Origin of the sequence: Rhodococcus sp. DK176, from assembly GCF_038447315.2 — a bacterium.
In the GTDB taxonomy this organism is placed as follows: Bacteria; Actinomycetota; Actinomycetes; order Mycobacteriales; family Mycobacteriaceae; genus Rhodococcus_F; species Rhodococcus_F jostii_A.
The window spans coordinates 7,009,497-7,027,595 of the sequence record NZ_CP118321.2; the positions used below are offsets into that span (position 1 = coordinate 7,009,497).

The 18,099-nt window shown below is 66.8% G+C and carries 18 protein-coding genes, 1 other RNA gene and 1 pseudogene; 11 read left to right on the forward strand and 9 right to left on the reverse strand.

Features of this window, described 5'->3' with window-relative positions; translation table 11 throughout:
• Window positions 1-37 precede the first annotated feature (37 nt).
• From PSR88_RS32575 to PSR88_RS32585, 3 genes are read right to left on the reverse strand one after another with little or no spacing between them, the layout of a single operon-like run.
• Window positions 38-1,093 (reverse strand): isopenicillin N synthase family dioxygenase, encoded by a 1,056-nt coding sequence (locus PSR88_RS32575; RefSeq protein WP_016883144.1) that lies wholly within the window; start codon window positions 1,091-1,093, stop codon window positions 38-40.
• 24 nt (window positions 1,094-1,117) lie between these two features.
• Window positions 1,118-1,999: an ABC transporter permease gene (locus tag PSR88_RS32580; protein WP_016883143.1), complete on the reverse strand. Its 882-nt coding sequence runs from the start codon at window positions 1,997-1,999 to the stop codon at window positions 1,118-1,120.
• On the reverse strand, window positions 1,996-2,778 hold the full coding sequence (locus PSR88_RS32585; protein ID WP_016883142.1) for an ABC transporter ATP-binding protein: 783 nt from the start codon (window positions 2,776-2,778) through the stop codon (window positions 1,996-1,998). The genes PSR88_RS32580 and PSR88_RS32585 overlap by 4 nt, the downstream gene beginning before the upstream one ends.
• Before the next feature lie 340 nt (window positions 2,779-3,118).
• Here PSR88_RS32585 and PSR88_RS32590 point away from each other — a divergent pair, with 340 nt between their 5' ends.
• A complete protein-coding gene (locus tag PSR88_RS32590; RefSeq protein ID WP_016883141.1) occupies window positions 3,119-4,297 on the forward strand; it encodes a hypothetical protein in 1,179 nt (392 codons plus the stop codon).
• Here the strand turns inward: PSR88_RS32590 and PSR88_RS32595 are convergent.
• From PSR88_RS32595 to PSR88_RS32620, 6 genes and pseudogenes are all read right to left on the reverse strand, one after another.
• Entirely contained in the window at window positions 4,284-5,915 is a 1,632-nt protein-coding gene (locus PSR88_RS32595) for an acyl-CoA synthetase (RefSeq protein ID WP_016883140.1), read from the reverse strand. The two genes, PSR88_RS32590 and PSR88_RS32595, sit on opposite strands and share 14 nt — an antisense overlap.
• Window positions 5,916-6,078: 163 nt before the next feature.
• A complete protein-coding gene (locus tag PSR88_RS32600; protein WP_005240205.1) occupies window positions 6,079-7,284 on the reverse strand; it encodes an acyl-CoA dehydrogenase family protein in 1,206 nt (401 codons plus the stop codon).
• 28 nt (window positions 7,285-7,312) lie between these two features.
• A complete protein-coding gene (locus PSR88_RS32605; RefSeq protein ID WP_016883139.1) occupies window positions 7,313-8,725 on the reverse strand; it encodes an acyl-CoA dehydrogenase family protein in 1,413 nt (470 codons plus the stop codon).
• 369 nt (window positions 8,726-9,094) lie between these two features.
• Window positions 9,095-9,139: pseudogene (locus PSR88_RS32610) on the reverse strand (copper oxidase); the annotation flags it as partial.
• A gap of 587 nt (window positions 9,140-9,726) precedes the next feature.
• Window positions 9,727-10,515 carry a histidinol-phosphatase gene (hisN, locus tag PSR88_RS32615; RefSeq protein ID WP_011598315.1) on the reverse strand — a complete coding sequence of 263 codons (789 nt, stop codon included), beginning with the start codon at window positions 10,513-10,515 and terminating at the stop codon, window positions 9,727-9,729.
• Window positions 10,516-10,564: 49 nt separating this feature from the next.
• On the reverse strand, window positions 10,565-11,059 hold the full coding sequence (locus tag PSR88_RS32620) for a beta-class carbonic anhydrase (RefSeq protein WP_016883137.1): 495 nt from the start codon (window positions 11,057-11,059) through the stop codon (window positions 10,565-10,567).
• Between the two features lie 165 nt (window positions 11,060-11,224).
• Here PSR88_RS32620 and prfB point away from each other — a divergent pair, with 165 nt between their 5' ends.
• From prfB to crcB, 10 genes are all read left to right on the forward strand, one after another.
• On the forward strand, window positions 11,225-12,331 hold the full coding sequence (gene prfB / locus PSR88_RS32625) for a peptide chain release factor 2 (protein WP_009479605.1): 1,107 nt from the start codon (window positions 11,225-11,227) through the stop codon (window positions 12,329-12,331).
• 5 nt (window positions 12,332-12,336) lie between these two features.
• Window positions 12,337-13,233 carry a mechanosensitive ion channel family protein gene (locus tag PSR88_RS32630; RefSeq protein ID WP_005240218.1) on the forward strand — a complete coding sequence of 299 codons (897 nt, stop codon included), beginning with the start codon at window positions 12,337-12,339 and terminating at the stop codon, window positions 13,231-13,233.
• Window positions 13,230-13,682 carry a hypothetical protein gene (locus PSR88_RS32635; RefSeq protein WP_009479607.1) on the forward strand — a complete coding sequence of 151 codons (453 nt, stop codon included), beginning with the start codon at window positions 13,230-13,232 and terminating at the stop codon, window positions 13,680-13,682. Before PSR88_RS32630 ends, PSR88_RS32635 begins: the two co-directional genes overlap by 4 nt.
• 55 nt (window positions 13,683-13,737) lie before the next feature.
• Window positions 13,738-14,427: a cell division ATP-binding protein FtsE gene (ftsE, locus tag PSR88_RS32640; RefSeq protein WP_005240222.1), complete on the forward strand. Its 690-nt coding sequence runs from the start codon at window positions 13,738-13,740 to the stop codon at window positions 14,425-14,427.
• A gap of 66 nt (window positions 14,428-14,493) precedes the next feature.
• Complete coding sequence (gene ftsX / locus PSR88_RS32645; RefSeq protein ID WP_009479608.1) at window positions 14,494-15,399, forward strand: permease-like cell division protein FtsX; 906 nt, start codon at window positions 14,494-14,496, stop codon at window positions 15,397-15,399.
• 75 nt (window positions 15,400-15,474) lie between these two features.
• Window positions 15,475-15,948, forward strand: coding sequence for an SsrA-binding protein SmpB (gene smpB / locus PSR88_RS32650; RefSeq protein ID WP_009479609.1), 474 nt, complete (start codon window positions 15,475-15,477; stop codon window positions 15,946-15,948).
• A gap of 8 nt (window positions 15,949-15,956) precedes the next feature.
• On the forward strand, window positions 15,957-16,811 hold the full coding sequence (locus tag PSR88_RS32655) for a DMT family transporter (protein ID WP_081437489.1): 855 nt from the start codon (window positions 15,957-15,959) through the stop codon (window positions 16,809-16,811).
• Between the two features lie 95 nt (window positions 16,812-16,906).
• Window positions 16,907-17,278: a transfer-messenger RNA gene (gene ssrA / locus PSR88_RS32660) on the forward strand.
• Window positions 17,279-17,365: 87 nt separating this feature from the next.
• Entirely contained in the window at window positions 17,366-17,740 is a 375-nt protein-coding gene (locus PSR88_RS32665) for a fluoride efflux transporter FluC (RefSeq protein ID WP_011598316.1), read from the forward strand.
• Window positions 17,737-18,081 carry a fluoride efflux transporter CrcB gene (gene crcB / locus PSR88_RS32670; protein ID WP_011598317.1) on the forward strand — a complete coding sequence of 115 codons (345 nt, stop codon included), beginning with the start codon at window positions 17,737-17,739 and terminating at the stop codon, window positions 18,079-18,081. Before PSR88_RS32665 ends, crcB begins: the two co-directional genes overlap by 4 nt.
• Window positions 18,082-18,099: the final 18 nt, after the last annotated feature.

Genomic DNA, 18,099 nt, shown 5'->3' on the forward strand with positions numbered 1-18,099 from the left:
GATCGCCGGCGGGAGGGCCTCCCACCGGCTGATCCCGCTAGTGGGCGGACCGCACCCGTGCGGCTTCGCGAAGTGCCGCAGCCGGTTTGACGCCTGCCTTCAATCCGGCGACCTTGGCCGCGATGTTCTCCGCGACCGTGATCGGCGGGTATCCCGGCTCCCCGTCGACGAGCGTGCCGGGGAGCGGTGCGATCACGGCGTCGTGGTTCCCGTCGAAGAAGAACGCCGCGGATCGCCGGCGAATGATCTGTCCGTCGGTGATGGGCGGATTCACCCGGTGCACGGTCGAGCGCCACCGGTCGTTGGTCCACCGGGCCATGGCGTCGCCGAGGTTGATCAGCAACGCGTCGTCGGCGGGCTGCGTATCGTGCCACGTGTTGTCGGAGCCGAGGACCTGCAGGCCGGGAACCTGATCGGTCCAGAGAATCGTGAGAATTCCGAAGTCGGTGTGTGCGCCCATGCCGGTGGCATCGCCGTCGAATGCGGCCTCGCCCTCGGGGAGCGCATAGTTGTTCATCTTCAATGCATTGATCGAATGGTCGACCATCGCGTCGAAGTATCCCGGTTCCACCCGAAGGGCATCGGCGAACGCGGCCAGGAGAATTCGTGCAAGTACCTGGGCGCGCGCGAAGTATTCCTCCACGCCGCTGCGGAACGCCGGGGCGTCCTCCGGCCAGGTGTTGGTGGCGTAGCTGGTCTCGGGGAGTTCGAGTTCGGGGTACTCGGTGGTCTCGGTCCCGACGATGAAGGCCTCGTAGAAGTCGTTCATCATGTTCGCGGACTCCACCCCGAGACTCATGCTCAGGGACTCGGACGCGGGCGGCGAGTACCCACGGTTCTCGGCGGAGGCGCGCCGGTACTTCTTCTTGGTCTCGAGCGGGAGTCCGAAGAATTCGTCGAGCGCACTGGTGAGGCGGTCGACCGTCGCTCCGGGAATCCGGTGACCGACGATCTGGACGAAGCCGACCTCACGGCACGCGGTGTCGAGTTCCGCTGCCACACGAGCGCATTCGGCGCTGTTGTGGGCGCGCGCTCCCTCGGCGAGATACGGGCTGATGTCGACGGTCGGGACGATGAACGGGGAAGTGGGCATGACGGCCTTTCGGGGAAGCGGTGGTCAGGACTTGTGGCCGGACGCGTGCCAGCTGCCGACGAGCAGTCGGGACAGGATGCCGAACGCGGAGAACACGGCGACGCCGAAGACTGATGCGATCACGATCGCGGCGATGAGATCCTCGGATTGGAGCCGGCTGCGGAACACGTCGAGAAGCGTGCCGATGCCGGGCTCGCCCTTGGCGAAGAACATGTCTCCGATGATCGCGCCGACGACGACGAGGCCGGACGCGGTGCGGATGCCGGCGAGGACGGCGGGCAGTGCCGCGCGAAGTTCCAGTTTTACCAGGCGATCCCATCGGGATGCCCGGCCGAGTGTGAACAGTTCGTGCAGGCCGCGGTCGACGGACTGGAGTCCGAAGTGAGTGTTGGTGATGATGGGAAAAGCCGCGATGAGGACGCACACGAGTGTGCGGGCCGTCATTCCGTAACCGAACCAGAGGCCGATCAGCGGGACGATCGCGAGGATCGGAATCACCTGGAGCACCACGGCGTAGGGGTAGATGATCCGTTCGATCCACTTCGCGCGGCTCATCAAGACTCCGGTACCGACTCCGACGAGCACGGCCACGACGAAGCCGACCAGCGCGACGCGGGCAGTGACGGCGAGCGCCTCGAGCATCGGGGACAGGTGTTTCCAGTCCAGGAGCGACTGCGTGAGAACACGATTCGGCGGAGGAAGGAGGAATTGCCGTTCGGGGGAGAGGACGAACCAGCTCACCGCGGACCACAGTGCGAGTGCTCCTGCCAGCGACAGCACGGGAAACAGCAGGCCCGTGGCCACCGTGACCGTTCGCGGTCGCCGCGCCTGCGAGCCCGTGGCCGTCACGGCCGGGGTCCGCGCGGTCGCGACAGGAAGGGGCAGGACGGCAGGTGCTTCGGTCATCGCGTGCTCCCGTGCAGGCAGGTCGAGATCTGGGCGATGTACTCGGTGTATTTCGGGTCGAATCGCAGTTGGGGGCTTCGCGGGTGAGGGAAGTCGATGTCGACGACCGAGGCGATCCGTCCGGGCCGCGCGGTCATGACGACGACCCGGTTGGCGAGGTACACCGCTTCCGACACCGAGTGGGTGATGAACATCGACGTGAACCCCCGGTTGCTGTACAGCCGGTGGAGTTCGACCTGCATGTCGAGCCTGGTCATCTCGTCGAGGGCCCCGAACGGCTCGTCGAGGAGCATCACCTCGGGTGCGAGCGTGAGGGCGCGGGCGAGGGAGACGCGCATCTTCATTCCGCCGGACAGGGACCGGGGTAGCTGGTCGGCGAAACCGTCCAGCCCGACGGCGGTGACGGCCTCGGCCGCGCGTGCCTTCCGGACCGCCGCGTCGCCCCGGCCGAGTTCGGCCGAGAGTTCCACGTTGGCGCGCACGCTCCGCCAGGGCAGCAGTGTGGGTTCCTGAAAGATGAACCCGACGGAGTCGGTGGCCAGGGTCACGGATCCTTCGGTCGGACGTTCCAGTCCCGCGGCCATTCTCAGCAGTGTCGACTTCCCGCAGCCCGAAGGTCCGACGACGGCGACGAAGTCGCCGCGGTGAACGTCGAGGTCGATGCCGTCCAGTGCGACGGTTCCCGTGTCGAACCGTTTGACGACGCTGCTGAAGGCGATCGCGACGTCGTGTGTGAGCCTGCGGGCGTCGACGTCCCGCGTCGTGTCGGCGAGTCTCATCCCAACCTCCAGTGACTAATGCATGCAACGAATGGGTCATTTCGATAGGAATAGTCTCGATTACATGTATGTCTTGCGGGTTGCGAAGTGTGAACACCCGGTGACATGTGGCCGGTCCTGCGCAGAACGTCGAGTAGGTGGCGTGATAGCGAGCACCAAGGCGGTCGTTCACGTGACCGAAACAAAATCGATATTGCATGTAATCAGTTCGCGTGCACACTGGGCGCACCGGCCGCCGACGCGTCGAGCCGGCACCGAATTCCCTTGGTCGTCACGAGTGTTCACCGCACCTCCGCGGTGCCGGCGACCACCGTCATCGATTGTGTTCGCGAGGAGAACAATGAACCGCAACATCAGGACCCTCCGGCAGGCGGGCATGTCCGCCGTCGTGCTGGCCGCACTCGGCCTCTCGGCGTGCAGCTCGGCCGACGGCGGCAGCGCCGCCGGGATCACCCTCGAACCCGCCGCCGAATCGCAGACTCTCGCCGGGGTGTGCCCGGAAAACGTCGTGGTCCAGTTGCAGTGGCAGCCGCAGTCGGACATGGGCGGGTTGTTCCGGATGCTCGGCGCCGGATACGCCGTCGACGCCGACGAGAAGTCCGTGACCGGACCGCTGGTGGCCGGCGGTAAGGACACGGGTGTGGATCTGACACTCCGCGCCGGCGGTCCGGCGATCGGCTTCCAGTCGGTGACGTCGCAGATGTACGTGGACGATTCGATCGCACTCGGCGTTGTCCACGGGGATCAGGTGATCGCCGCCGCCGCGAGCCAACCGGTCGTGGCGGTGACGCCGCTGCTGAAGTACAGCCCGGCGATCCTGATGTGGGATGCGCAGACCCACCCGGACTGGCGGACCGTGGCCGACATCGGGCAGTCCGATGCCTTCGTGGTGGTCTCGAAGGAACAGCTGTTCCCCCAGTGGCTGGTGGCCCGGGGTCTGCTGAAGGAGTCCCAGATCGACACGAGTTACGACGGCGCGCCCTCCCGGTTCGTCGGGGATCCCGCGATCGCGCAACAGGGTTTCGCGAACTCGGAGCCGTACACCTACGAGTACGAGACTCCCGCCTGGGACAAGCCGGTCGCCTACGACCTCCTGAAGGACTCGGGCTTCGACATCTACGCGTCCAACATCTCCGTTCGCGCGGACAAGCTGGAGTCTCTGACGCCGTGCCTGCAGAAACTGGTGCCGATCATCCAGCAGTCCACCGCCGATTACATCACCGCTCCCGGGGTCACCAACGCGGCCATCGTGGACGTCGTGTCCCGGGACTCCTCCTTCTCGCCCTACTCCGAGGGCGAGGCGGAGTTCAGTGCCCAACTGCTGAAGGACGAAGGGCTGATCGCGAACGAGGCCGACGGATCGGTCGGAACGTACGACATGGCGCGAGTGCAGGGGACGGTCGACGAACTGAAACCGATCCTCGTTGCCGGGGGTGCCGCGATCCCGGATTCGCTGACGGCGGAACAGATCTACACGAACCGGTTCACCGATGCCGCGATCGGGATCAGCTCTCCGTGACGTCCATCTCGATCAGGACGCGACGCAGCAACTTGCCCGTCGCGTTGCGGGGGAGTTCCTCGATGAAGATGATCTCGCGGGGCACCTTGTACCGCGCCAGGTTCGACTTGACGTGGGCCTTCAACTCGTCGGCGTCCTTCGCGGACCCCGGACCGGGTACCACGAAAGCCCTGAGGCGATGGCCGAATTCGGAGTCCTCGACACCGATCACAGCAGCCTCGAGCACGTCCTCGCGGTCGGCGAGCAGGTTCTCGACCTCGAGGGGGTAGACGTTCTCGCCGCCGGAGACGATCATGTCGTCGTCCCGGCCGTCCACGAAGAGGAGGCCGTTGCGGTCGAAGTGGCCGACGTCGCCGGTGGACAGCAGACCGTTGATGCGCTCCTTGTCGCGACCGTCGGTGTAGCCGGCGAAGCTGAGACCGCTGGCGACGAAGATTCGTCCGACGGTCTCGGGTTCGGTGATCCGTTGACCCGACTCGTCGTAGAGTTCCACGTGGCAGGTGACGGGTGCCCTCCCCGCGGTGCCCGGCGCCAGCGCGAGGTCGGCCGGAGTCGCGACGGTGGCGACGGCGACCTCGGTCGAGCCGTACAGGTTGTGGAGCACCTCGCCGAAGGCGGCGGTGGTGCGCTTGCAGAGGTCGGGGGAGAGTGCGGACCCGGCCGCGAAGATGATCTTCAGGCTCGACGTGTCGTACTTGGCCAGGGTCTCGGGCCCGAGGTCGATGATGCGCTGCAGCATGGTGGGAACAACGACCAGTGTGTCGCACCGGTGCTTCTCGACCAGGCGGATCGTGTTCTCCGGGTCGAACTTGCGATGCATCACCACGGTCTGGCCCAGCGCCAGCGCGAGCGCGAACTGGGAGACTCCCGTCCCGTGGAAGGCGGGGGCCGCCATCATCATCGTCTGCCCGCGTCGCAGCGGAACCCGGTCGAGGAACTGGGCCGACGCGAGCGGCGACGTGTGTCCGCGGGGAGCGCCCTTCGGTGTGCCCGTGGTGCCGCTGGTGAGGAGGACGAATCCGCCCTGCGTGGACGGCGCGGGGAGCGAACTGCGGTCTCTGCCCTCCATCACGTCGTCGAGTGTGCGGACCTGGGATGTCGAATCGTCCTCCCAGGAGCGATAGGCGATGACCTCGTCCGGGAGGGCCTCGGCGACCGCGTGGAACTCGTCGTCGTACACGAACGCCTGAACCTGTTCGCGGGCGGCGACGTCCACGAGTTGCGGCCGGGCGAACCCGGTGTTCATCAGCACCAGCTTGGTGCCGTTCTTGGCGGCGGCGAGCATCGTGAGGACCAGGCCGCGATGATTGCGGCACATGCATCCCATGACCGAACCGGGAGTGATGCCGTCGGCCTGCCAGGCCCGCACCAGGGCGTTGGACTGCTCCTCGATGTCGGTGTAGGTGAGCGGGCCGCGCTCGTCGATCAGGGCCACCGCATCCAGCCCGGCCTCGGCATTCGCGTGGACGGGCCCGGCGAACGGACCGAACTTCCGCACGGCCAGGATCGAGCGGACGCCCTGGTCGACGCGGGGGAAGGGAACGAGGCCTGCGCGGTTCATCACCCGCACAGCTCCCACGGTGTCCGTGATCTTGGTGAGGAAGTGCTGAGCTGGCATGGCGAACCCCTCCGGCTGCAGTGACGGATTTCCCGTTCAGCGTAGATGAAGAGGCCGGTCCGGCCACGCGGTCCGGCGAAGCCGGATGTCCCGCACGAAGAAGCCCCCGCCGCAGGTGAGCGCGGCGGGGGCTACACCCCTCGATGAAAGTCCCCTCGAGCTGCTACTTCAGCTCGGCGGACGACTTTCCGAGCAGACGGCGAGCGACGATCAGCTGCTGGATCTGCTGCGTTCCCTCGAAGATGTCGAGGATCTTGGAATCGCGCGCCCACTTCTCGAGCAGCGGGCGCTCCGAGTAGCCCAAAGTGCCTGCGAGTTCGACGGCCTTGAGGGAAATGGCGGTTCCGGTGCGCCCGGCCTTCGCCTTCGACATGGATGCTTCGAGTGAGTTCGGCTTCTTGTTGTCCGCCATCCACGTTGCGCGCAGAGCGAGCAGGTAGGCGGCTTCCCAGTCGGCCTCGAGCTGCAGGAACTCGGCGGCGGCCGCGTGCTGGTTGTACGCGGGGGTGTCGTAGGAGATCTCCACACCGGCGTCGGAGAGGATGCTGCGCAGTTCTTCGAGCGCGGCGCGGCCGAGGCCGACCGCCATGCCGGCGACGATCGGTCGGGTGTTGTCGAACGTCTGCATGACGCCGGCGAAGCCCTTCTCGACGTTGACCTCCGGCGTGCCGAGCAGGTTGTCCTTGGGGATCCGGCAGTCCTGCAGCAGCAGTACCGCGGTGTCGGACGCCTTGATGCCCAGCTTGTGCTCGAGGCGGGCGACACTCAGGCCCGGGGCGTCGCGCGGGACGACGAACGACTTGATCGCGGCGCGGCCCTTCGTCTTGTCGACGGTGGCCCACACGACGATGTGCGTGGAGCGCTCGCCGGCCGTGACGAAGATCTTCTCGCCGTTGAGCACGTACTCGTCGCCGTCGAGCACCGCGGTGGTGGTTACGGCGGCGGAGTCGGAACCGAAGCCGGGTTCGGTGATGGCCATCGAGGCCCACACCTTGCCGAAACGCTCGAGCTGCTCGTCGGTGGCGACGGCGGCGATGGCCGAGTTACCCAGGCCCTGGTACGGGATCGCCAGTGTGAGACCGACATCGCCCCAGCAGGTTTCGATGACGTTCATCAGCGACGACATGTTGCCGCCGTTGACGTTCCCGATGACCTTCGGCTCGTCTCCCCGTCCGAGGGCGGCGCCCGCCGCACCCTTACCGGAGTCGTTGAGTCCCTCCACCATGGCGGCCATGGTGTCGAGTTCCTTGGGGTAGGCGTGCTCCGCGAGATCGTACTTGCGGGAGATCGGCCGGAAAATTTCCGCGGCGACCTGGTGCGCCTGATTCGCGGAGGCTTTGAGCTTCTTGGGAAGTTCGAGGTTGATCATGACAGTTTCCTTAGTTCGAATCCGGCGCTCAGATCAGGACGATGCCCTCGGCGACGCCGATGGCGCGCAGATCGCGGTACCAGCGCTCCACGGGATGTTCCTTGGTGTAACCGTGGCCACCGAGCAGCTGGACGCCGTCGAGGCCGATCTGCATGCCCTTCTCGGATGCCAGCTTTCGGGCGAGGGCCGATTCGCGGGCGAAGGAGAGCCCCTGCTCGGCGCGCGAGGCGCCGCGCAACGTCACCAGACGCAGGCCGTCGAGTTCGATGCCGATGTTCGCGACCATGAACGCGACCGCCTGACGGTTGCTGATCGGTTCGCCGAACGCGACCCGCTCGTTGACGTACGGGATCACGTAGTCGAGAACGGCCTGTCCGGTGCCGACGGCGAGCGACGCCCAGCCCAGGCGGGCGAGCCGGATGGCGTCGGCGTACTCGGTCTTCCGCACGTCGGCGTCGGCGTCGCCGAGCAGACCCGACTCGGGCACCGCGACATCGGTGAGGTTGAGCCGGCCGAGGCCCGCGGCGCGCAGCCCCATGCTCGGGTCCGCCTCGACGACGAGTCCCTTGGTGTCGGCCTCGACGATGAAGAACGAGGGCTTGCCGTCGAGTTCGGCTGCCACGATGAACAGCTCCGACGAGGCGGCGGCGGGAACGAGGCTCTTGACGCCGTTGAGCTTGTAACCGCTGGGGGAGCGAACCGCTTTGGTCTGCAACGCGAACGGATCGAACAGTGCGCGTGGCTCGTTGACGACCACGGCGGCGTTCGGAACCTGCTCGCCCGTGAACGAGGGCAGGTAGGTCTTCTGCTGGGAGTCGGTGCCCCACTGGGTGAGGGCGACGGCGACGCCGCTCGGCGCGAGGATCGGCAGGGCGAGCCCCATGTCGCCGTGGGCGAGAGCCTCGGCGACGAGGGAGTTGGTGACGGCCCCGCGCTCGCCGGCGGCCCCGTCGAGTTCCTCGGGAACGTTGATGAGGGTGATGCCCAGTTCGGCGGCGCGCTTCACGAGGTCCGCCGGGGCCGCTGCGGCGGCGTCGGCGTCGTGGCCCGCAGGTCGCAGGATTTCGGCCGCGAACTCACGCACGGTCTCGACGATCATCTGCTGCTCGTCGCTCGGGGTGAGGTCGAAGTAGCCGGCCTTGGCGGTCGGGTTGTCGGGGAGGCGCTTCGGCGCACCGCCGCCGGACACCTTCTGGAACCCGCGGGTCGCGGCGCCAAGTGTCTTGAAGCCGGTCCTCGTGCCTTCGTAGGTCACCCGGTCGATCGTCTGGCGCAGGTTGTACTTCTCGGCCAGCTCGGAACCGGTGATCTTGGTCAGCACACGCATCGCGGCACCCATGGCGTCGCGCTTGACCGGATTCAGTCCGACGGCGGACGTGTCGCGGGGCTTCCGCTTCGCGCTGTCGTGGGGGGCAACAGTGTCTTGCTTGCTCATGATCACCAGCTGTTTCTCGGTGTTCGGGCGTGGACACGATCTATCTTACTCAGCGGTAAGGTGGGTGTCTACTATCGAGTAAGTTCAAGTGCCTGCAACCGTCCGCGAAACGCCCCGGCTCGCAGTTCCGATGTTCGCGGCGCACGCCTGGGGGCTCTCCGAGTTGGTTCCCTACTTCGGCGCGGTCGCGCTGGTCGACGTCGCGATGCGCGCCCGGCGGAGGCCGGCACCGTCCGCGGTGAACCGCCTGTCCTGAATGATCAGCGGAATATCGTCCAAGCCATACGTTCTCGGTAGAGCGAGGGCGTCGGTCGTGTCGTCGTCGACGAGGAAGGGTCCGGCGAGTCCGCGGTAGACGTGCTTTTCGGTCGAGCCGTGCGGGTGCGGGTGATACCAGAGCGTGGCGGCAGGCTGGTTCACCGTCCACGACGGCTCCCACCGCGCGCCGGGTTCGTCGACTGGTGCGGTCCGCCGTCACACCTGGCCGGGACGTGCATGCCACCGACGTCGGCTCGGGCAGTTCGTTGTCGACGGCGAAGGCAACCCCTTCACCCCGTCGGGCGCGGAGGGTCGGGCCGAGCATCGATTCGCCGTAACCCCAGGTGGGGGTCCTGCGACCGGCCAGGATCTCGGACGTGCCCGCTCGCGCGGTGAGCGTGAAGTGCCGGACGCCCGAATCGTCGACGGTGGAGCGGCCAACGGCGGAATCGGGAGTCGCCGGGCGAACCTCCCCCGGCGACGGGGGCAGGGGAGTCCGATCCTCCGGAGGCGCAGGCAGCGGACAGGGCGAACGGCGCGGACGCCAGTCCCATCAGAAAGGTACGTCGGGCGAGGGCAGTCACGATTCTCCTGGGTCCTGTCGCCGCGAGGATCGCGGCGGCAATTGGCTCAGGAGAAATTCTTCGTGACGGAGACCGGCGCGCCGTCCTCCTCGGGGCCGAGGATGGCGGAGCCGGAGTCGTCCGTCGGAGTCTTGTCAGAACCTGCTGTCTGTGCTGGTCCCGACGTCAGTTCGAGCGCAGGCGGGACAGCGCCTCGTCGTGGAGCAGCGTGTTGGTGGCCAGTGCGCTGCCTCCGTGCGGGCCGTCGGCGCCGGCGAGGTTGGTGAAGCGGCCGCCGGCCTCGCGCACCAGAACGTCGAGGGGCGCGAGGTCCCACAGCGACACCTCGGGTTCGGCGGCGATGTCGACGGCGCCCTCGGCGAGCAGGCAGTAGGAGAAGAAGTCGCCGAACCCGCGGACCCGCCACACGTCGTCGGTGAGGGAGAGGAACTGTTCGCGGATGCCCAGGTCCTTCCATCCCGACAGGCTCGAGAACGTCAGGCTGGCCGATCCCAGTCGGTCGACGGCGGAGACGGCGAGACGGGCGGGCTCCGATCCGTCGAACGTCGACCAGGCGCCCGCGCCCGACGCGGCCCACCAGCGGCGCGCGAGTGCCGGGGCGCTGACCACACCGACGGTGGGAACGCCGTCCTCGAGCAACGCGATCAGCGTGGCCCAGATCGGGACGCCGCGGACGAAGTTCTTCGTCCCGTCGATCGGGTCGACCACCCACTGGCGTCCCGCGAACTGCGCGTCGCCGCCGAACTCCTCACCCAGCACGGCATCGGCGGGTCGCTCGGCGTCCAGCGTCGCACGCACTGCCCGTTCCACGGCCAGGTCGGCGTCGGTGACCGGCGTGAGGTCGGGCTTGTCGTCGACCGACAGGTCGAGCGCCCCGAATCGGGCCCTGGTGATCGCGTCCGCCTCGTCGGCGATTCGGAGGGCGAGCTGCAGGTCGGCGTGGAGGTCGGTCACGGTCGCCCAGATTACTCGTACCGCCGACTCGTACCGCGCCAGCGCGAACTCAGTCGATCTTCACTTCCGCGAGCTTCCCGGTGGCGACGTCGAACACGAACCCGCGGAGGGACCTGGTCGCCGTGATGAACGGGCTGGACTGGATGCGGCGCAGCGACTGCCGGACGTCCTCGTCGAGGTCGGAGAACGCCTCGGCCGACCAGGCCGGCTTGATACCGACCTCGTCCTGGATGGACTTCTTGAAGTCGTCGTCCGTGAACGTGAGCATCCCGCAGTCCGTGTGGTGGATGAGGATGATCTCGGTGGTGCCGAGCAGTCGCTGGCTGATCGCGAGCGACCGGATCTCGTCGTCCGTCACCACACCGCCGGCGTTGCGGATGACGTGCGATTCACCCTCCTGGATGCCGAGGACCCGGTAGACGTCCAGACGCGCGTCCATGCAGGCGAGGACCGCGACGTGCTTGCTCGGGGGGAGGGGGAGTGGCCCGGTGAATCCGGCGGCGTACTCCTCGTTGTTCTTCAGGTACTGGTCGGTCACGGTCATTTCGACTCCGTCCGGAATGGCGGCACAAACATGTGCGTACTCGTGCATGTAACAAGGGGTGTCCGGGGTCCGCAAGGGTTCGACTCGACGTGATCCGAAGGGGTGACTTCGGCTGGGAAGCAGGGGTGAGAGGGCCCGGGCGCGCACCCGGTAGCCTTGGGAACCGTGCATCCCGACGTATCCGCAGACCTCAGCGAGCTCGACACCACCCTCCGTACCGTCGAATCGGTGCTGGACGTGGAGGAGTTGCGCCGCCGCATCGACGAGCTCGAACACCAGGCCGCCGATCCGGAGCTGTGGAACGACCAGGAGCACGCCCAGCAGGTCACCAGCCAGCTCTCGCATTCCCAGGCCGAACTGCGCCGCGTCGAGGAACTGCGGACGCGGCTCGACGACATGCCGGTGCTCTACGAACTCGCCGAGGACGAGGGCGCCGACGCCATTGCCGACGCCGACGCCGAGCGGCACAGCCTGCGCGAGGACATCGCCGCGATGGAAGTCAAGACGATGCTCTCCGGCGAGTACGACGAGCGTGACGCACTGGTCAACATCCGATCCGGCGCCGGTGGCGTCGACGCCGCCGACTGGGCCGAGATGCTGATGCGCATGTACGTCCGCTGGGCGGAGAAGCACGGTTACGGGGTCGAGGTCTACGACACGTCCTACGCCGAAGAGGCCGGCATCAAGAGCGCGACGTTCGCGGTCAAGGCGCCCTACAGCTACGGAACGCTGTCCGTCGAGATGGGCACGCACCGGTTGGTCCGGATCAGCCCGTTCGACAACCAGGGTCGCCGGCAGACGTCGTTCGCCGAGGTCGAGGTTCTGCCCGTGGTCGAGACCACCGACCACATCGACGTCAACGAGAACGACGTCCGCGTCGACGTGTACCGCTCCTCGGGTCCCGGTGGGCAGTCCGTCAATACCACCGACTCCGCGGTCCGGTTGACACACATTCCGACCGGCATCGTCGTGACCTGTCAGAACGAGAAGTCGCAGCTGCAGAACAAGGTGTCGGCGATGCGCGTCCTGCAGGCGAAGCTGCTCGAGGTCAAGCGCAAGGAGGAGCGCGCCGAGATGGACGCGCTCAAGGGCGACGGCGGCAGTTCCTGGGGTAATCAGATGCGGTCCTACGTGCTGCACCCGTACCAGATGGTCAAGGATCTGCGCACCGAGTACGAAGTCAACAACCCGTCGGCGGTGCTCGACGGTGACATCGACGGTTTCCTCGAATCCGGCATCCGGTGGCGGATGCGCGAGAATCAGGCGTCCTAATACCTATGGAAGCGACGGCGGCGATGTTCGCTCCCACCCAGAACCTGCTCGACTGGCTCTCGTCGACGGGGCTTGCTGTGTCGCTCACCGTCCTCGGAGCGATCCTGATGGCGCGATTCGTCAATTGGGGCGGCAGCAAGGTCACCGACCGGATCGACAGCAACTACATGCAGGGCGACGCCCTCGTCCGGTCCGAGGCGACGAAGCACCGGCACTCGGTGGCGCAGGTGATCACCTGGGTGATCATCACCATCATCTACGTCATCGCGACGATGAAGGTGCTGGACCAGTTGAGCCTGCCGATCGGTAGCCTGGTGGCCCCGGCCACCGTGCTCGGTGCGGCACTCGGTTTCGGCGCGCAGCGCGTGGTGCAGGACATCCTCGCCGGCTTCTTCATCATCACCGAACGCCAGTACGGCTTCGGTGACACGGTGCAACTCGCGGTGACGGGGTCGTCGGAAGACGCCGAGGGCGTGATCGAGGACGTCACGCTCCGGGTCACCCGGATGCGGAACTCGGACGGTGAGGTCATCACCGTTCCCAACGGCCAGATCGTCAAGGCGATCAACCTGTCCAAGGACTGGGCGCGCGCCGTGATCGACGTGCCGGTCCCGGCCACGTCGGACATCAACCGGGTCAACGAGGTGCTGCACCAGGTCGGTGTCGAGGCCTTCGCGGATCGCGGGCTGAAGAAGCTATTGCTCGACGAACCGACGGTGATGGGAGTGGAGAGTCTGACGGTCGACGAGGTCAGCGTTCGCGTCGTGGCGCGAACCCTGCCGGGTAAGCAGTTCCAGGTCGGTCGCGCGCTGCGCGTGCGCATCGCCACCGCGATGAGACGGCAGGGGATCACCGTCGAACCGGACCTCCAGACGGTCCGGGCAGCGGAGGGCGAGGGATGACCGACGAACCCCGGCGCGGACTGGACCGGATTCTGCACTCGTCGTTCCTTCCCGCCAAGATCTTCGGCGGACGGGTACGGACGTCGACGCTGGTGCTGTGCATCCTCTGGGTGGTGCTGTACACGCTGTACACGTATCTGAACCCGGCCGAAGAGGTGGTCCAGGGCCCTGTCGCGCCGGCTGTCGTGCCCACCCGGGAGGCGCCCCTTCAGGAGACCACGCTGCCGACGTCCGAGATCGAGCCGACGACCGAGTCGACGTCGGAGACGGTCACGACCACCGAGACGACACCCGAGGCGATCCCGCAGGAGACGGAGCCCACCGGGACGAGTCAGGTGACGTCCACCCCGACGTTGCCGTTCGGGATTCCCAACCCGTTCCCGCCTCCGCCGACGGGCACACCGCCGACCACGTCCTCCGTCCCGACGACGTCGCAGAGCGGACGATGACGTCCGCGCGTCGCTCCATTTGGTCACTGTTCGATAACGTCTAGACTGGCTCCTCGTGATCAGCGTCGAGAATGTGTCGAAGTCGTACAAGACCTCCACGAGGCCCGCCCTGGACAAGGTGAGCGTCGAGGTGGACAAGGGCGAGTTCGTCTTCCTCATCGGCCCGTCGGGGTCGGGAAAGTCGACGTTCATGCGCCTGCTCCTCAAGGAGGAGTCGCCGACGTCGGGTGACATTCACATCGCGGACTTCCACGTCAACAAGCTTTCTGCCCGGCGCGTGCCGAAGCTGCGGCAGAGCATGGGCGTCGTCTTCCAGGACTTCCGGCTCCTGCAGAAGAAGACCGTGTCCGAGAACGTCGCGTTCGCGCTCGAGGTGATCGGGAAGCCGCGCGCGATGATCTCCCGGACCGTCCCCGAGGTGCTCGAGATGGTCGGGCTGTCCGGGAAGGCGGACCGTCTCCCCACCGAACTGTCGGGCGGTGAGCAGCAGCGCGTCGCGATCGCGCGGGCGTTCGTGAACCGGCCGCTGGTGCTCCTGTGCGACGAGCCCACCGGAAACCTCGACCCGGAGACGAGCCAGGACATCATGCTGCTGCTCGAACGGATCAACCGCACCGGAACGACGGTGGTGATGGCCACCCACGACCACCACATCGTCGACTCGATGCGCCGTCGCGTGGTGGAGCTGGACCTCGGCAGAGTGGTGCGCGACGAGGCTCGGGGTGTGTACGGCGTGGGGCGTTAGCCGCCCTCCCTGCACTCCAGCTTCAGTACTGTCCCCAAGCCTCCTACGAAGGACTCTGATTCCCCGATGCGTGCCAGTTTCATTTTCAGTGAGGTCCTGACCGGACTCCGTCGCAACGTCACCATGACCATCGCGATGATCCTCACCACCGCGATCTCGCTCGGCCTGTTCGGCAGCGGGTTGCTGGTGGTGCAGATGGCCGGCAAGACTCAGCAGATCTTCCTGGACCGCGTCGAGGTGCAGATCTTCCTCACCGACGACATCTCCACGTCGGACCCGGGCTGCGAGGGGGAGATCTGCAAGACGCTGCGCACGGAACTGGACGAGACCCCGTCGGTGGTGTCGGTGGAGTACCTCAACCGGGACGACGCCGTGAAGGACGCGACGGAGCGGGTGTTCAAGGATCAGCCCGAGCTCGCCGCGCTCGTCAGCCCCGACAGCTTCCCGGCCTCGTTCAAGGTCAAGCTCAGCGACCCCGAGCGGTTCGGCGTGATCAACGAGAAGTTCGGCACCCGCCCGGGAGTCGAGAGCGTCCTCAACCAGCGCGAGCTGGTGGAGCGGCTCTTCAGCGTCCTCAACGGTGTCCGCAACGCCGCGTTCGCGATCGCGATCGTCCAGGCCGTGGCGGCAATCCTGCTGATCGCGAACATGGTTCAGATCGCCGCGTTCACCCGGCGCACCGAGGTCGGCATCATGAGGCTGGTCGGTGCCACCCGCTGGTACACGCAGTTGCCGTTCCTGCTCGAGGCGGTGGTCGCCGCGCTGGTGGGTGCCGTCCTCGCCATCGTCGGCCTGTTCACCGCGAAGAACATGTTCATCGACGACGTGCTCGCCGACGTGTACGAGGCCAACATCGTGGCCCGGATCTCCAACAGCGACGTGCTGTTCGTCTCACCGGTGCTGGTGCTCGTGGGCGTCGGAATGGCGGCCGTCACCGCGTACGTGACCCTGCGCTTGTACGTCCGCGAATAATTCGGTTTGCCTCTTCTCCTATGCTGGAGGTACGAACTGTTCACCTCGGACATCGCGGACTGAAAGGCCCGGAACGTGAAGGAAAAGGGCCGCAAGGTCATTGCGACCAATCGCAAGGCGCGTCACAACTACACCATCCTCGACGTCTACGAGGCGGGAATCGCCCTCGTCGGTACCGAGGTGAAGAGTCTGCGCGAGGGCAAGGCGTCGCTGGTCGACGCGTTCGCCACCGTCGACGACGGTGAGGTCTGGCTGCGCTCCCTGCACATTCCCGAATACACGCAGGGCACGTGGACCAACCACGCGCCGCGCCGAACCCGGAAGTTGCTGCTGCACAAGCAGGAGATCGAGCATCTCGTCGGCAAGACGCGGGAGGGAAACCAGACCCTCGTTCCCCTGTCGATGTACTTCTCCGACGGCAAGGTCAAGGTGGAGCTCGCGCTCGCGAAGGGTAAGCAAGACTACGACAAGCGCCAGGATCTGGCCAGGCGAACCGCCGAGCGTGAGGTGACCCGCGAACTCGGCCGCCGAGTCAAGGGCATGCGCTGACATCGATCCTGCTCGCGCTCGTGGCCGCGATCGGTTACGGCGTGAGCGATTTCATCGGGGGAGTCGCGTCCCGCCGGGTGGCGGCGCTTCGCGTCGTCATCGTGTCGTACCCGCTGTCGCTGCTGATCGTGCTCGCGATCGCCCCGTTCGCCGGGGGCACCCTCACCTCGTCCTCCCTCGTCTGGGGTGCTCTCGCGGGAGCGGCCGGTGGCGTGGCGGTCTGGTGGTTCTACCTCGCACTGGCGTCGGGACCGATGTCGGTGGTGTCGCCGTTGACGGCCGTGCTGGTCGCGGGGATTCCGGTGCTGATCGGGCTCGCATTCGGTGAGCGGCCCGGGCCCATCGCGTACGTCGGGATCGTCGTGGCCCTCGTCGCCGTGGTCCTCGTCAGCCGGGAATCTCCCGACGAGACCGCGGGGGAGGTGGCCGGAGGCAGGGTGCTGCGCTTCACCCGGACCGTGGCGCTGCTGACCGTCGGATCCGGCATCGCGTTCGCGCTCTCCTTCGTGTCCTTGCACCAGATCGGTGACGACGGCGGGATGTGGGCGCTCGCCGTGTCCCGTGCCGCGGCGACCGCGGTGGTGTGGCTCGTCGCGTTGTCGGCCGGCCACTTCGTGCTCCCGCACGGCGAACCCCTCAAGCTCGCCGTGTACGTGAGTTTCCTCGACGTCCTCGCCAATGCGGCCATGATGTATGCGTTCCAGGGCGGGCTGCTGTCGCTCGTCAGCGTGATCGGATCGCTGTACCCCGCCGCCACCGTGCTGCTGGCGATGGTGATGCTCGGTGAACGGGTGAGCAGAATGCAGCAGGCGGGGATGCTCCTCGCCCTCGCGGCCGTCGGAATGATCGCTGTGGCCAGCTGAAATACGGCCGTCGACACTCGGGAGGAAAACCGGGATGAAACCGGACCGGGTTCGCGTTACACTAGGTGGCCCCGCGAGACTCGTGGGGCACGTACGGGGCTGAACGGTTTCGACTGCGTACGTTGAGGTAGGGGAAGCGTGTCGGTGCAGGCAAGAGACCACCGTAAGCGTCGCTGCAAACATATAAGCGCCGATTCCAATCAGCGCGACTACGCACTCGCTGCCTAAGTAGCGACTGCGTGTCTGTCAGTCCGGGTTCGCCCTCGGCCCGGGTACTGGCATCAGCTAGAGGGCTTTACCGTTCGACTCGGTCGCGGAGTCGAATGGGACAACCAACAGCGACTGGGATCGTCATCCTGGCTTGTTTGCGAGACTGGGAGATCCAAGTAGAGACATAGCAAACTGCACACGGAGAAGCCCTAGCTTTGCTGCGGAGGACCCGGGTTCAATTCCCGGCAGCTCCACCAGATCCGGGCCGGACACCACCAGGTGTCCGGCCCGGACTTTTTCGTGCCCGGCGGAGTTCGAACACCCCGCCCCGCCGCCGTGACACGATGTGTGCCGTGTCCCTGACGAAACCGGTGGCCGTGGTCGCCCTGGGTGGTGCGCTCGGTGCGTCCGCGAGATTTCTGCTGGCCGAGCTGTGGCCGGGCATCTGGACCGTCCTTCTGATCAACGTGGTCGGGTCACTGCTGCTCGGCTACCTCGCCGAGACGGTCGGGCCTGACCGGTTGTCGCGACTGTTCCTGGGCGTCGGCGTCCTCGGCGGTTTCACCACGTTCTCGACGTTCGCCGTCGACGCGGTGCGGGAGGACGCCGTCACCGCGACGCTCTACGTGGTGGCCACCCTGATACCTGCCCTGCTCGCGGCGCGGCTGGGGATGCTCGCCGGTCACCGGCATCGGCTGGCCCGGAAGGCGGTGGCATGACCGTCCTGCTCGTGGCCCTCGGCGGCGCGCTCGGTGCGACGACGCGATACCTCACCGGCCGGTACGTCGACTCGTATCGCAGCTTTCCGGTGGCCACCTTCCTCGTGAACGTCGCCGGGTGCCTGATCCTCGGACTGCTGTCGGGGGCATCGCTGTCCGAGCAGACGTTCGCCTTGCTGGGCACGGGCTTCTGCGGCGGACTGACCACGTACTCGACGTTCGCGGTGGAATCGGTGGGACTGCTGCGGATCCGGCGGGCGCTCCCGTCCGTCGTCTACGTGGTCGCGAGTGTGGCGGCCGGACTGGCCGCCGCCTGGCTGGGATTCCGATTGACGTCTTGAGGGCAGACTCCGGTGCGA